This is a genomic window from Nocardia sp. BMG51109, from assembly GCF_000526215.1.
GTDB lineage: Bacteria > Actinomycetota > Actinomycetes > Mycobacteriales > Mycobacteriaceae > Nocardia.
The window spans coordinates 5,727,645-5,741,721 of record NZ_JAFQ01000004.1 but is presented as its reverse complement, the minus strand read 5'-3'; the positions used below and the strand labels follow the sequence as shown (position 1 = coordinate 5,741,721).

The following is a 14,077-nucleotide window of genomic DNA, read 5'->3' as shown; positions in this document are numbered from 1 at the left end:
TGCCGGTGGGCGCGCTCATGAGCGTGCGATGGTTCACGACGGGTCTCGCTGTGGGACTGGCTGCGCGAGAAGGGCTTCGGGCCGGGCTCGATCGCGTCGTGCCCGGCCCGGCAGCTATTCCGCGGCGAGCCGAGGAGATCACCGCACGCTGGCTCGCGACCGCGCTCGGTGCTCCGCCGGGCGCGATCGACTCGGTGCGCGTGCTGGAGTCCGGCTCCGGCACGGCGGCGCGCGCTCGCATGGCCGTGAAATCCGATCGCGGCGATATTCCGGAGCAGTTGTTCGTGAAACTGCCGCCGCGGGATTATCTTCAGCACGTCTTGATGAACGTCTTCCGGCTGGGGACCCGGGAGGTGCACGCCTACCGCGCGCTGGGTCCGAATCCGCCGGTCCGGGTGCCGCGATGCCATGTGGCGCAGCATGATCGGATTCGGCGGCGGAACATTCTGGTCCTGGAGGATCTCTCGGAGGTGGCGCAGTTCCGCACCGTTGTCGACACGGTGACGCGGGACGAGGCGGAGGCCGTCGTCGACGCCATGGCCGATCTGCATGCCGCGTTCTGGGGGACCGGCCGGTTCGCCGGTGATCTCCGTCCGCTCGCCGTGCGGACGGCGGCCGATATCCGCCTCGGCGATCTCATCCGCCGGCAGTTCCTGGGGCAGATCACCGGGCATGCCGCCGATCTCGTCCCCGACGCGATGAAGCAACGGTGCCGAATCTTCTACCGGCGCAGCGCCGCTATCGATACCTTCTGGGCCGCGCAACCGCGGACGCTCATCCACGCCGACCCGCACCTGGGCAACCTCTTCTTCACCGAGGGCGGGCCGGGACTGCTGGACTGGCAGATCGCGACGGCCGGTGCGGGTATCCGCGATATCGCCTACTTCGCGAATGCCTCGGTCGAGCCGGTGCTGCTGCGACGGATCGAACGCGCTCTCGTCGAGCGCTACACCGCCCGGCTCGACGCCGCCGGTATCGGTGTCGACGCCGAGCGGATGTGGACGCTGTATCGGGCGGCGATCACCGAACTGTTCCTCGCCGCCGTCTGCACCGCCGAGGCCGGGGAGCGCATGCAGCCGTTCGAGGTGTCGCGGGTCGGTGTCGAGCGCGCGGTCGCCGGGGTCGCGGCGCACGACAGCTTCGACGTACTGGCGGCACTGATCGACGGCAAGCAGGTGTGACGGGGCTCAGGTGAAGTCGGAGCCGCCGTCGACGTTGACGTCCGCTCCGGTCATGTAGGAGTTCCGTCGCGAGGCGAGGAATGCGACGACCGGTCCGATCTCCTCGGGGCGGCCCGCGCGGGGCAGCTGGGCCGGATGGCCGTAGTGGCCGGCGATCGCGGACATCAGCTCGTAGGGGTCGTCGCTCTCGACACCGACCGAGCGAGCCCAGCCGATCAGCGACGGGGTGACGAACGTGCCGGGCGACACCACGTTCACGAGGATCTCGTCCGGGGCGAGCAGCAGCGACAGATTCTTCGACGCGCTCGTCAGCATCGCCTTCGCGGCCGTGTAGGCCGCCAGCGGAATGCTCTGGCGCTGAGTCGAATGCGCCGAGAAGTTGACGATCCGGGCCCAGTCGGCGGCGCGGAGCAGCGGCAGTGCCGCGCGCACGCAACGGGTCATCGACAGCACGCCGTCGTCGACGGCCTCGTGCCACTGCTCGTCGGTCAGCATGTCGAAGCGGCCCTGCACCGTCGGCCCGACGGTATTGATCAGTACGTTGAGCCGGCCGTCCCAGCGACTTCCGAGTTCGGCGAACGCGGCATCGATCCCGGCGGTGTCGCGCACGTCCGCGACCAGGCCGAGGGCGTCCGGACTGCCTCGGTGAGCAAGATCACCGACCGCGTTGTCGAGGTCGGCGCGGGAGCGGCCGACCACGGCCACCCGGGCGCCCTCGTCGGCCAGGCAGCGCGCCGTGGCCAGGCCCATTCCCCGGCTGCCGCCGACCACCACCGCGGCGGCGTCCTTCAACCCCAAATCCATTGCACTACCGCTTCTTCCGTTGTTCTCGAGTTCCGCTGCGGCAACTGCCGACAGGGCCTCCGGCATGCAGCGAACGCGTTCTCCTGCCGTCGGCCGGCACAGTGACCGATACACTTACTGTATTATATTCCGTAGCAATCCGCGGAGCGTTCGCCTCGGCACACCCGCGGCTACACCGCCCCGGCGCCGGCAACGCGCCGGTAGAAGACCTAGCGGTATGCGTTACGGTTACGTGTACGATCGGTGTTCCCCGCCGGTCCCCCGGACCGGAAACAGCTGCATCGGAGCGGACTTCACGGAGGTGGTCACGAACATGGCTAAGCGGGCAACCGCGGAGAAACGACCGCGGCGCGAGCGCGGTTCCCTCAATCCCGAGGATATTCTCGACGGTGCGTTCGAGCTGGCCGAGCAGGTGTCGCTGGACAACCTGAGCATGCCGATGCTGGGCAAGCATCTCGACGTCGGCGTCACGAGCATCTACTGGTACTTCCGCAAGAAGGACGACCTGCTCAACGCGATGACCGACCGCGCCCTGCGCCAGTACGTCGACTTCGTCACCCCGTTCGTCGAGGCCCGCGGCTGGCAGGAGTCGCTGCGCAGGCACGCTCGCACGATGCGGGATACGTTCCGGGGCAACCCGATCCTCTGCGATCTCATCCTGATCAGGTCGGCGCTGAGCCCCGAGGCCGCGCAGCTCGGCGCCCGCCAGACCGAGCAGGTGATCGCCAACCTCGTCGAGGCCGGGCTGTCGCTGGACGACGCCGTCGACACCTACTCGGCGGTCCAGCTGCATGTCCACGGAACCGTTGTGCTGCAACGCCTTTACGATAAGAACAAGGAATCCGAGGCCGGCCCGAGCGCCTACTACGAAAACCTCACCATCTCCCCCGACACCACTCCCCTACTGGCGGAAGCGAGTTCGAAGGGCTTGCACAGCGGCGCCCCCGACGACCGCAACTTCGAGTACGGCCTCGACTGCGTCCTGGAGCACGCCGCCCGGCTGATCGAATCCGGCTCGGCCACCAAGCCGAAGAGGTCCGCCGCCAAGAAGGCCCCGGCGAAGGCCGCGACCACGAAGGCCGCGACCACGAAGACGACAGCCAAGAAGACGACGACGGCCGCGAAGGCACCCGCCAAGAAGACGACGGCCAAGCGGACCACGACGGCCAAGACATCACCCCGCCGTCCCGCCAAGGCGGCCGCGCGAAAGTAGTTATATCGCTGCGGGCGAAGACAGTTCGGCGTCGCCGATCCCGGCCGCCGCCCGGACGACCGCGGCAACCGCCGCGGATCGACTGTGCGGCGGCCACGCGATCACCGTCGTGACGTCCGGCGCGTCGACGACGGGTACCGCGACGTGTTCGGGCCACTGCCAGGCCCGGCTGGAGGCGGGGATGACGAGCAGCGTCCTACCGAGCGCCACGAGCTGAGCGAGTTTCGACTGGGTGTGCACCTCCGGTCCGGGCCCGTCCGGGTAGGTCCCGTCCAGCCGCGGCCATCGAGCGATCGGCAGGTCCGGCACATCGCGGACATCCGCCAGCGTGAGCCGCTCGCGCGACGCGAGCGGATGCTTCGCGGGAAGGATCGCGACTTGGCCTTCGACGCAGAGGTTTTCGGTATCGAACCCGGCGAGGTCGTCGAACGGGCGATGCATGAGCGCCACGTCGGCGTGCCCGTCGCGCAGCAGCCCCGCCTGCTCGCCGACCTCGCACAGGAGGACCTCGACGGGTGGCACGCCGGGTTCGCCCGCACACACGTCGAGAAGCCGGCTCAGCAGCTCGTGCGACGCCCCGGCCTTCGTCGCGAGCACCAGCGGCCGCTCCGGATTTCCGGCACGCCGCGTCCGGCGCGCGGCGGCCGCGACCGCATCGAGGGCCGCTCGGGCCTCCCGCAGGAGCGCCCGGCCGGCCTCGGTGAGCGCCACGCCGCGGCGATCGCGGTCGAAGAGCCGGACGCCGAGCCGGTGCTCCAGCTGCCGGATCGCCCGGGAGAGCGGCGGTTGCGCGATCCCGAGCCGGTCGGCGGCGCGACCGAAGTGCAATTCCTCGGCGACGGCGACGAAGTACCGGAGCTCGCGGGTCTCGAGGTCGTCCACACGAGAAGCCTACCCGGCTGATACCTGGCGGGTATCGCACCGAACCGGATCGGTCTTGGACCGCAAGCGCGCGGCCCGCCGACCATGGACCGCGTGAACGACACGAAGACCGCGCTGGTCACCGGCGCGAACAAGGGAATCGGCTTCGCCATCGCCCAGGGCCTCGGAGCGATCGGCTTCACGGTCGCGGTGGGAGCCCGCGACGACGCCAGGCGCGAGGAGGCCGTCCGGCGGCTGCGTGCCGCGGGCGCCGACGCGTTCGGGGTCGCCCTCGACGTCACCTCCGACGACAGCGTCACCGCGGCGGCGGCGACCGTCGAGCAGACGGCAGGACGGCTGGATGTGCTGGTCAACAATGCGGGCATCGGCGGCCGGACCGACGGTGGCGCGCAGGACCCGACGACGCTCGATCTCGACGTCGTCCGCTCCGTCCTCGACACGAACGTGTTCGGGGTCGTTCGGGTGACCAACGCGATGCTCCCGCTGCTCGCCCGTGCCGACTCGCCGCGCATCGTCAACATGTCGAGCAACATGGGCTCCCTGACACTGCGGACCGGCCCGATCCTGGCCGCGTACGCACCGTCGAAGTCGATGCTCAACAGCGTCACGGCGCAGTACGCCCGCCGCCTCGCCGACACGAACATCATCGTGAACGCCGGCTGTCCCGGTTACGTCGCCACCGATTTCACCGGCTTCGACGCACCCAGGACACCCGCGCAAGGCGCCGCCATCGCGATCCGGCTCGCCACCCTGCCGGACGACGGACCGCGCGGCGGCTTCTTCGACGACGAGGGCGTCGTCCCCTGGTGAGCCCGGATCAGCCTGCCGGGCAGGACAGGTCGTCCGCCGGCATCGTTCCGTCGACCAGGAAGGCCGTGACCGTCGCCTTCGAGCAGGCGTTGTCGTGCAGGACATAGGCGCCGTGGCCGCTCTGGTCGACACTCACCAAACGCGCACGGTCACCGAACTTCTCGCGCAGCAGTTCCGCATTCCGGTACGGCGTCACCGGATCTCGCCGGTTCTGCACGAGCAGGACGTTGTTCGGCCCCTGGTTGCCGACCCGGACCGGCGGCTCCGCGGGCTCGTTGTGCCAGAAGGCGCACGGCATCACGTTGGCACCGGCCGCGCCGAAGAGCGGGTACTTCCCGCGATCCTCGGCGACCGCGCGCCGGTACGGCTCGACCCCCTTCGGCCACGCGACGTCGTTGCACGTCACCGAGATGAACACCGACCACGAGTTGTCGACCGGGTGCGGCCCCGTCGCGGGCGGCGCCGCGCCGTCCACCCCCAGCGCCCGCCGGAGGCCCTCCGCGTCGTTGTCGCGCACCGACCGCCAGATGTCCGCGGTCGAGCCGTATTTCTCCGGGCTGTAGAGCCCGAAGTAGGTGATGAACCGGAAGGCTCGGCCGTCGAGGTCGGGCATCGGGGTCTTGTCGAGATGCTCCGCGAGTTCGAAGTACTTCTCGCGCACCGCATCCGGCGTCGAACCCAGGTGGTACTCGCCGTCTCGCTCCGCGAGCCATGCCGCGAATGCCGGGAACGTATCCTCGGCGCCGAGGGCGAACCGGCGGATTCCGTCCTGATCGAGATAGGTATCCGCGAGGTTGCTGTCGAGCACGATCCGGTCCGACCGCTCCGGGAACATCGACGCATACGCGGCGCCGAGCGCCGAGCCGTAGGACGCGCCGTAGAAGCTCGCCTTCTCCTCGCCGAGCGCCGCCCGGATCCGGTCGAGGTCGCGGGCCATGTTCGCCGTCGACAGCGTGCGCATCCGGCCGTCCTTGTCGTTGGCCGCGCACCGGTCGGCGACATCCTCGGCGACCTTCGCCTGCTCGGTGACCGCCGCGTCGTCGACCGCATACGGCGGGATATTGCCGGTGTATTTGCCATCGATGGTGAAGCCGCAGCTCACCGCCGCGGAGTGGCCGATGCCGCGGGTATCCATGCCGATCAGGTCATAGCTGTCCCGGACGCTCTCCGGCAGCCCTCTCGACGCGAGCAGCGTCGCCATGGTCAACCCGGACCCACCCGGCCCACCGGGATTGAGCAGCAGCACACCGCGCCGCCCGGCCGGATCGGTGCTGGGCATTTTCGAGATCATGAGATCGATCGTGCCGCCGTCCGGTGCGGAGTAATCCACGGGCACCGGCACAGTGGCACACTGCAATTCGGGCGATTCGGCGGCGACCTCCGCGGGGCACGCACCCCACTGCACCTGTGCCGCCGGGTTCTCTTCGGCCGAGGCCGGTGCCGCGACCAACGCCCCCGCTACGATCGCGGCGGCCGCCAGTACCGCGCTACTTCTTCGAATCATTCCGATCTCCCGCACTCGTGCCGATACCGCCACAACTCCACCCGGTGCCGCAGGGGCACAGTCAATTCGTCTCGTCATCAGTTCGCCGCGCCGTCGAGCAGCCAGTTGTAACGCAGGCGGAGCGCCCGTTCCGTGCTGCCCAGCGCGGCAGCGAGCCCGAGTGCGATGTTGAGCCACACCGGCAGGCTGATCGGCGATCGGAAGCTCCCGATGGATTCGGCGATCGGCGGGATCGCGGAAACGGGTTCGATAATCTGCACGGCGAGAAGTGCCGCGCCGATCAGCAGCATGACCAGCGAGACGAAGCCGATCGACCGACTCACCACCGGGTGCTTGCGGTCGAGGTTGGCGCGGCGTCCCTCGGCCGAGCGAGGGTCCGGGACGAGCTGCCGCTCGGTGCCGTCAACGCCGACGTAGTGGCACCGCTTGATCCCGAAGCCGCTCATCGCCACCTCGATCGCGCCGCCCTCGACGGGAAAGAGCGCGGGCAGCTTGGACTCGGCGTGATGCCTGCCGTCGAGATACAAGTGCGCCTTCACGTCGCCGGACCCTTGGTTCTGCCAATGCCGGACATCGACGGCGTACGCCCACTGCCGGCCGTCACCTCGCTGCGGCCCCAGATGGAACAGCGCCCGGCCCGGCAGCTGCCACCAGCGAAAACGTTCGAGAGCCCGACCGTCCCCGCCCTTCACGCGCTGGGCGGCCCTACGCCGCCGCCTCTCCTCGAACACGACTTCTCCTTATTTCCCGGACATGGACTAACACGCTGTACTACCGGCGTCGGCGCAACACTAACACAGTGTGCTAGTACATTGTGTTAGTCGGATGTGAGAAGGTGGTCGAGATGACGAACCAGGGCAAGCGCGGTCTCAGCTCCCGAGAGAAGGTCATCGTGGCGGCCGCGGAGATGATCGGCGAGGATGCCGGCGCAGCACTGACCGTGCGGGCGGTCGCGGCGAGGGCCGGGGTGAGCACCGGCTCGCTCCGGTATCACTTCCCGACGCAACGCGAGCTACGCGACGTGGTGCTCACCACCATCTACGACGTCGCCCTCCCCGACAACCAGATCATCCACGACCGCTCGAAACCGGCCCGCGACCGGCTGGTCGAATGTCTCCGGCAGGTGATCGCGCCCGCCGGAGTGGGCCGGCAGGCGCGCGAGGCTTGGGCCAAGGTCACCGAGGCCTTCATCACTCCCGAGCCGACCGACGAGCGGCGCGCCGCATACCTGGCCATGGAGCAGCAGGGACAGCGCCGCGTCGAGTACTGGCTGACGGTCCTCACCGCCGAAGGCGCACTGACCGAAGGCGACACCGCACGGCGCGCCAGATTCCTGTGCACGGTCCTCAACGGACTCTCGATGGAGCGAGCACTCCCCGCCGAGGACTCGATCCTCGAATCCGAAACCCGAACCCTGTACACCGCCGTCGACGCCATCCTCCGACCACCCTCGTAGCCCAGGTGCACCGTTGCCGGAGCGGCGGCACGTCGCCGGAGGTGGTTTGGCACAGTGGTTCGGAGGCGGGCCCGAGTTGAGGAGTGGAGACGATGAGCGGACGTACCCCCAGCCAGTGGGAGGAACTCACTGCTGCCGATCCGGCGCATTCGACGTGGTATGTGGAGCGGTTTCGGACGATGGCGGCCGAAGGCCGGGACATCGTCGGGGAGGCGCGGCTGGTCGATGCCATGCTCGAGCGCGGCGCCCGGATCCTGGACGCGGGGTGCGGTCCGGGGCGTGTGGGTGGCTACCTGCACCGAGCCGGTCACGTCGTGGTCGGCGTCGACGTCGACCCGGTGCTGATCGCCGCCGCGGAGCAGGACCATCCCGGCCCGACCTGGATGGTCGGCGATCTCGCCGCACTGGATCTGCCGGGCCGCGGCATCGCCGCCGACTTCGACGCCATCGTGTGCGCGGGAAACGTCATGACATTCCTGGCGCCGTCCACGCGGGAGGCCGTGCTGGCCGGGTTCGCCCGCCACCTCGCCCCGGACGGTCGAGCGGTGGTGGGGTTCGGCGCCGATCGCGGCTACGAGTTCCCGCAGTTCCTGGCCGACGCCGAAAACGCCGGACTCACAGTGGATCTGCGGCTGTCGACATGGGACCTGCGCCCGTTCACCGACGAGTCCGACTTTCTGGTGGCGGTGTTCTCGCGCACGGCGTGAAGCTCAGGGAACCGGAGGCCGATCAGCGATCTCGGTCGTCCGGCGGGCACCGAATCGGGTTCCCGGCAAGGCAGTCGGCTGCATGGCGACCGCATTCGCCTGGCCGATGCAGAGGACCTTGTCGTCGCGGAGGAGGCGGGCCGTCGAATCGATACCGGACTCGCCGACGGAACGGGTTATGTCGAAGCGCAACTCGGTGAGCAGGGGTGTGGGGCGGCGGTAGGTCACCGTCAGGGTGCGGGTCTTGCCCGCGAGACCCGCCGCGCAGTTCTGGTGTTGCACTACGCAATCGAAGAAGACCGCCAGGAAGCCGCCGTGCACCAGGCCGGGTGGACCCTCGTACGGCAGGGGGAAAGTGACAGTGCCGTGGGCCTTCTCGGGATCGACGTGGTCGAAGCGGTATTCCGGGAAGCACGGGTTGAAGGCACCGATGTCGAAGGCGTGGTCGAGGTAGACGCGCTGGGTGTCGGTGCCGGCGGGGCCTATACGCGGTGCGCTGTCCGGCGGGGCCGCCGCCGTCAGGTCACGTTCCCAGTCGGTGAATCGCGCCAGCATGTCGTCGACCGCCGCGTGCGGCTGCTCCAGCGACAGCAGCAGTCCGGTGAGCCGGCGCATCGCGTCCGCGGCCGCGCGGGTCTGAGCGAGCGGCGGTGCGCCGAATCCGGTCCCACCGCCCGAGGGGTTCGACTGCCCGGTGTGCGGCATATGCCCTCTTTCTTCGGCGTGGGTTGCCTCGAGCAAATATCGACGGTATCACATACCGTATGAAAAACAGTATGCGTCTCTTCCCGACGTGGACGTAGGACTTTCACATCCTCGCGATGGCGCTCGCCGACATCCACAACAATAGTTCCCGGTCGGTGCCGTTTCAGATCTTCGGCCTGTCCTGCTTCGGGGCGGTTCGCGGCCGGAGGCCGTCGAGGGCGAGGGCGACCAGTCGCCGCCAGTCGCCGCTGCGGGTTCGGATGGTCGCCGAGATGGCGCCGACGAGTAGATAGATGTCGGCGGTGCGGCAGTCCTCTCGGAGTGTGCCGGCGGCGCGGTCGACGGCGATGATCTCGCCGATGACCGATTCGAGCCGGTCCCGCGCCGTCCCGCGCGGTTCGCTGCCCGTTGACCGCCGCGTGAATTCGATGGCCGCCGACAGCCCGCGGTCGGTGGCGAGCACCTCGCCGACGTGGTGCAGATAGCGAACCAGCGCCTGTCCGGGCTCGGTGTGTTCGAGGCATTCGGTGCGGGCGAAGGTCTCGATCTCGTGGAAGCGTTGTTCGGCGGCGGCCTCGATGAGGTCGGGCAGTGTGGGGAAGTGGCGGTAGACCGTGCCGATGCCGACCCCGGCTGCGCGTGCCACCTCGGGGAGCTGTACCTGAGATCCACGCTCGGCGAACAACATTCGAGCCGTCTCCAGGATGCGTTCTCGGTTGCGTGCGGCGTCGGCGCGAGCCTTGCGCGGGGCCGGTGGTGTTGACACGCGTCGTTCCTCTCGGGATAGACTAAAAACGGAACCGGAATCCGATTCCACTTTGTTCGAGAGGATAGCACGCGATGTCCGATGATCGTTTTCTCTGCCTGTCTGCCGGTGAGGTCCGCCCCGGTCGTGTTCCACTACCGCCGGCATTCGCGGTGAAGGCCGCGACGGAGGACACCGAAGGGCGGTTCTCCCTGCTGGAAGTGGCTCTGGCGCGCGATATTCCGCGCCACACCCACCACGTCGCCGACGAATGCATCTATGTGCTGGACGGCGAACTCGGTGTGGACTTCGACGACCGGACGTTCACCGCGACGGCGGGCATGTTCGTGCTACTGCCACACGGGATTCCGCACGCGTTGCGGTGCGTCTCCGATCCGCCGCCGCGGATGCTGCAGATCTCCTCGCCCGGCGGGTGGGAGTGCTACCTGCGGGATCTGTTCGAGGCCGGCCCGTCGGTCCTGACCGACGGCGTGCTGGACCCGGTGAAGATCAACCCGATCGCCGCCAGGTACGACATCCGCTACGAAGAGCGGTAACGGGCATCAGAGCTCGCAGAGTGCCACCCGCATGACCTACCCCCATCAATCGTGCACAGCCCCGTTGGGGACTGTCAGACGGACGGCTCCGGCTCGATCGCGGGTGCCGGCGCTGGACGCATGCGGAGGGCGACGATCAGGGTGAGGAGGACGATCACGGTCATGATCGAGAAGACGTCGGAGTAGGCGGCGGCCGCGTGGCCGGTGTGCCAGGGGTTGAGGGCGACGCTGCCGCTGTGCTGCCGGGCGGTCACCAGGATGCCGAACAGGGCCGGGCCGGTGCCGGCGCCGAGGAACTGGGCTCCCTGCAGGATTCCCAGGCCGACGCCGACCTGGTCGGGCGGCAGCGCCGTGGCCGCGGCGCTGATGATCGGGGTCATCACGAGGATGAAACCGACACTGAGACCGAAGATTCCGACGCCGGCCGGGATCACCGACGCCCCTGCCGCGAACGTCGACAGGAACAGGGCGAACAGGCCCATGAGCGTGAGGCCCGTCAGTACCAGCGACCGGGTGCCGATGCGGTCGGTGAGGCGGCCGATCAACGGCGACAGGACCGCGACGGCAACGCCGGCCGGGATCATGACCAGGGCACCCGCCCCCGGCTCGAGACCGTTGACGTCGACGACGAGCAGCGGAACGAATACCAGGCCGCCGAGGTTGACGATCATGGCCAGAAATCCGACGCCCACCGCGGCGCGATAGACCCGGTTGGTGAACAACGCGGGCGGGACGAACGGCTGCGCGACGCCGACGGTGCGCCACCCGAACAGCGCGAGTGCCACGACCGCCACCACGAGACTCCCCCACGCCGAGGCGGCGCCGAAGCCGGCGGCCTGCGCCCGGGTCATGCCGAACAGCACCGACCCGGCGCCGAGACCCAGCAGGATGCCGCCGAGAAGGTCGAACCGTTCCGCACCCGCCGGGGGCTCGCCCGGCAACACGCGCCAGGCCGCGGGGAGCAGGACCACCGCGACCACCAGCATGAGCCAGAACAATGCGGGCCACCCCAGGAGCTGGCCGATTCCACCGCCGACCGCCGGGCCCGCGGCGGTCCCGATCCCCGTGGCGGCGGAGACGATGCCGATTCCCATGCCGCGCTTGGTCATTGGCAGCACCTTGGTGACGGCGATGATCGAGAGCACGGGTATCGCCGCCGCGCCCATCCCCATGACGATCCGGCCGATCACGAGCACGAGCAGATCGGGGGCGAGCGCGCAGACCAGGCTCCCGGCGGCGTAGGTCACCAGGGCGAAGACGAACAGTCGCCGCAGGCTCACCCGGTCGGAGATGCGGCCGTACAGCGGGACACCGATCGAGAACATCAGCAGGAAGCCGGTCACCACCCACGCCAGCTGCGCCTCGGAGGCGCCGAACTGCGCTCCGATGGACGGCAGCACGAGATTGACCATGTCGCTGGCGATGACCGTGGCGAGCATCGCGGGCAGCAGCACCGCGAACAGGGCGAGCCCCGAGGTGGCCCGCGCGGGCGTGGTCGACGTGGTTGTCATGTGACGCGTCCTCCGTATGGAAACTACTGCAACCATCTTGGTTGCAGTTAGGGGAAGAAAATGGCGGAGGGGCTGCCTCCGCCGACGTTCAGCTAGCGATTCCGTAGTGCGACTTCACGTTCCCTCGCCAGCACCTGCCGGGCCAGATCCGCGATCGTGGTCCGGCCGAGCCGCTGCTCCATGGCTTGTTCCGCCTCCCGGAACTCCGCCTCGAGCAGGGCTTGCATATGGCGCCCGACCTCGCACGCATCGCTGGCCGGATGGGCGTGCCGCGACAGGATCGGTCCCTCCTCGACGGCGGCGTACGCGTCGTAGAGCGAGATCTCACGCGCGGCACGCGCGAGCGACCAGCCGCCGCCACGCCCTTCGGTGGACCACACCAGGCCGGCATCGCGCAGGCCACCGAGGATGCGCCGCACCAGAACCGGATTGCTGGCCAGGCTGTCCGCGATCTCCGCGGACGTGAGCGACCGATCCCAGCGCGCCAGCATCGTGAGCGCGTGAATCGCGACCGCACTCCTACTACTGAGACCCACTGCGCCCCTTTCGCACTCGTCACGGACCGACTGAACTGCAACTAGACTAGTATCAGTTCGGGTGGCCGTCAATCCCGGCCGAGGTTCGAGTCCGGAAGTGCCGGTGCGCCCGGCGGGGAATCCACAACAGCGCGAACACCGTGAGCGACACCGCCCACCCGGCGACCAGGGCCACATGCACCCCGGCCTCGGGGAACAACGCCCACACGACGAAACGACCGGCGAACTGGCAGCCGAGCAACACGGTGATCACGACGCGGGCCCAGTTGCGGCCGCGCAGCACCGGAAGTATCAGCGCCGCGTACACCGGTGCGCTGATCAGGTGATAGACGGTTCCGACGTGCCAGCTCACCGGCGGAATCAGCGGGACGATCACATGATTGGTCGCGTGGAAGGCGATACCCGCGGCGGCGATGCGCACGACTGCCGGTGTCACAGGCATCGAAATTGTCCCCTCGCAGCCGGTTTCATCCTGTCGACCGAGAAGGCTATGGGTGCGGCGGCGAGGCCGTCTTGGAAGAATGGGACATATCGCTCCGCACCAGGTGGCCCGGTGTCGTCCCGGCGAACCGCCGGAAATCCCGGGTGAGATGCGATTGGTCGTAGTAGCCCAAGGTGTCGGCGATCCGGGCGAGGTCGGGCGTGTGCGTCTCGTCGGCACGGGTCAGCAAGGTCAGTGCCGCGGTGAAACGGCTCAGTGCCGCATACGATTTCGGCGACAGCCCGACCTGATCGGCGAAGCGGCGGGAGAAGTGACGCCGGCTCCATCCGGCGTCGGCGGCCAGGTCGGCTATCGGCACCGACCCGCGGGTGGTGTGCAGCCTGCGGACGGCGGCCGCCACGACCGGGTCGGAATCCGCGTGTGCGGAATGGTCTCGCAGGTAGGCGGCGATCAACGCGAAACGGCCGTCCCACGTGGGTGTCTCGGCGAGCCGTTCGGCCAGCCCGCGCGCCGACCGCCCGAACAGATCGCCCGCGTCCAGCGTCGTGTTGCGGAACTCCGACAGCGGAACACCGAGCAACCGGCGGGCGGCCAGCGGCCCCAATTGCAGTTGCGCACTCCACATCCGGCCCTCGTGCGTGGCCGTCGTGCCGCGGTCGTACATGCCGACCACCAGTCCGGCCGGGTCGCGCCGCACACCGTCGACGGTGCCGTCGAGCGCGAAGACGATCTTCACGGTCCCGCCGGGAATCTTCCTGCGCCGCACCTGTCCGGGTTCGACGACATCGAACCCGAACGCGCGGTGCGTATGCAGCCCCTCGAACAATGCCGGCCGCGCGTACACGACATGTTCGGCGGCCACCTGCAAGGTGCCCCGGACCTCCAGCAACCGCCTACCGTCCACCCCGGCCAGACTACCGCCGGCGCCCCGGTCCGCTGCCGGAACGACGGCCGCCGCTCCGGGCGTCACGCTCGGCCTGGCGGTCAGCGCGGGCGGTCTGTTCATGCCGCTGCTCGGGACGAT

16 protein-coding genes are annotated in these 14,077 nt (G+C 69.0%); 6 read left to right on the top strand and 10 right to left on the bottom strand.

Features of this window, described 5'->3' with window-relative positions; translation table 11 throughout:
* Nucleotides 1-5: 5 nt before the first annotated feature.
* Nucleotides 6-1,181 carry a phosphotransferase family protein gene (locus tag D892_RS0127290; protein WP_232236184.1) on the top strand — a complete coding sequence of 392 codons (1,176 nt, stop codon included), beginning with the start codon at nucleotides 6-8 and terminating at the stop codon, nucleotides 1,179-1,181.
* A 6-nt stretch (nucleotides 1,182-1,187) separates the two neighbouring features.
* Here the strand turns inward: D892_RS0127290 and D892_RS0127285 are convergent, their stop codons facing one another.
* Complete coding sequence (locus tag D892_RS0127285) at nucleotides 1,188-1,985, bottom strand: SDR family NAD(P)-dependent oxidoreductase (protein WP_024804280.1); 798 nt, start codon at nucleotides 1,983-1,985, stop codon at nucleotides 1,188-1,190.
* Nucleotides 1,986-2,298: 313 nt separating this feature from the next.
* Between D892_RS0127285 and D892_RS0127275 the strand changes: the two genes are divergently transcribed.
* Nucleotides 2,299-3,198: a TetR/AcrR family transcriptional regulator gene (locus D892_RS0127275; RefSeq protein ID WP_024804279.1), complete on the top strand. Its 900-nt coding sequence runs from the start codon at nucleotides 2,299-2,301 to the stop codon at nucleotides 3,196-3,198.
* Here the strand turns inward: D892_RS0127275 and D892_RS0127270 are convergent, their stop codons facing one another.
* Complete coding sequence (locus D892_RS0127270) at nucleotides 3,199-4,080, bottom strand: LysR family transcriptional regulator (RefSeq protein WP_024804278.1); 882 nt, start codon at nucleotides 4,078-4,080, stop codon at nucleotides 3,199-3,201.
* 93 nt (nucleotides 4,081-4,173) lie between these two features.
* Between D892_RS0127270 and D892_RS0127265 the strand changes: the two genes are divergently transcribed.
* Entirely contained in the window at nucleotides 4,174-4,890 is a 717-nt protein-coding gene (locus D892_RS0127265; protein WP_369801775.1) for an SDR family oxidoreductase, read from the top strand.
* 7 nt (nucleotides 4,891-4,897) lie between these two features.
* Here D892_RS0127265 and D892_RS0127260 read toward each other — a convergent pair whose 3' ends face one another.
* Together D892_RS0127260 and D892_RS0127255 are read right to left on the bottom strand one after the other, a co-directional pair.
* Entirely contained in the window at nucleotides 4,898-6,394 is a 1,497-nt protein-coding gene (locus D892_RS0127260) for an alpha/beta hydrolase (protein ID WP_051499911.1), read from the bottom strand.
* Between the two features lie 77 nt (nucleotides 6,395-6,471).
* Complete coding sequence (locus D892_RS0127255) at nucleotides 6,472-7,125, bottom strand: hypothetical protein (RefSeq protein ID WP_024804275.1); 654 nt, start codon at nucleotides 7,123-7,125, stop codon at nucleotides 6,472-6,474.
* A gap of 113 nt (nucleotides 7,126-7,238) precedes the next feature.
* Here D892_RS0127255 and D892_RS0127250 point away from each other — a divergent pair, with 113 nt between their 5' ends.
* Both D892_RS0127250 and D892_RS0127245 read left to right on the top strand, forming a co-directional pair.
* A complete protein-coding gene (locus D892_RS0127250) occupies nucleotides 7,239-7,850 on the top strand; it encodes a TetR/AcrR family transcriptional regulator (protein WP_024804274.1) in 612 nt (203 codons plus the stop codon).
* A 92-nt stretch (nucleotides 7,851-7,942) separates the two neighbouring features.
* Entirely contained in the window at nucleotides 7,943-8,557 is a 615-nt protein-coding gene (locus D892_RS0127245) for a bifunctional 2-polyprenyl-6-hydroxyphenol methylase/3-demethylubiquinol 3-O-methyltransferase UbiG (protein WP_024804273.1), read from the top strand.
* A 3-nt stretch (nucleotides 8,558-8,560) separates the two neighbouring features.
* Here the strand turns inward: D892_RS0127245 and D892_RS0127240 are convergent, their stop codons facing one another.
* Both D892_RS0127240 and D892_RS0127235 read right to left on the bottom strand, forming a co-directional pair.
* The gene (locus tag D892_RS0127240) at nucleotides 8,561-9,262 is read right to left on the bottom strand and encodes a hypothetical protein (RefSeq protein ID WP_024804272.1); all 702 of its coding nucleotides are present in this window, start codon (nucleotides 9,260-9,262) and stop codon (nucleotides 8,561-8,563) included.
* A gap of 163 nt (nucleotides 9,263-9,425) precedes the next feature.
* A complete protein-coding gene (locus tag D892_RS0127235; RefSeq protein WP_036567517.1) occupies nucleotides 9,426-10,028 on the bottom strand; it encodes a TetR/AcrR family transcriptional regulator in 603 nt (200 codons plus the stop codon).
* A gap of 74 nt (nucleotides 10,029-10,102) precedes the next feature.
* Here D892_RS0127235 and D892_RS0127230 point away from each other — a divergent pair, with 74 nt between their 5' ends.
* Entirely contained in the window at nucleotides 10,103-10,564 is a 462-nt protein-coding gene (locus D892_RS0127230; RefSeq protein WP_024804270.1) for a cupin domain-containing protein, read from the top strand.
* Between the two features lie 74 nt (nucleotides 10,565-10,638).
* On the opposite strand, the gene D892_RS0127225 is transcribed toward D892_RS0127230, so the two are convergent.
* The 4 genes from D892_RS0127225 to D892_RS49750 form a co-directional block, all read right to left on the bottom strand.
* The gene (locus D892_RS0127225) at nucleotides 10,639-12,075 is read right to left on the bottom strand and encodes an MFS transporter (RefSeq protein WP_024804269.1); all 1,437 of its coding nucleotides are present in this window, start codon (nucleotides 12,073-12,075) and stop codon (nucleotides 10,639-10,641) included.
* Between the two features lie 92 nt (nucleotides 12,076-12,167).
* Nucleotides 12,168-12,611, bottom strand: a complete 444-nt coding sequence (locus D892_RS45660; protein ID WP_232236183.1) for an Rrf2 family transcriptional regulator — start codon at nucleotides 12,609-12,611, stop codon at nucleotides 12,168-12,170.
* A gap of 52 nt (nucleotides 12,612-12,663) precedes the next feature.
* Nucleotides 12,664-13,053 (bottom strand): hypothetical protein, encoded by a 390-nt coding sequence (locus D892_RS48810; RefSeq protein ID WP_232236182.1) that lies wholly within the window; start codon nucleotides 13,051-13,053, stop codon nucleotides 12,664-12,666.
* A gap of 46 nt (nucleotides 13,054-13,099) precedes the next feature.
* Nucleotides 13,100-14,059, bottom strand: coding sequence for a helix-turn-helix transcriptional regulator (locus D892_RS49750; protein WP_084161247.1), 960 nt, complete (start codon nucleotides 14,057-14,059; stop codon nucleotides 13,100-13,102).
* Between the last annotated feature and the right edge of the window lie 18 nt (nucleotides 14,060-14,077).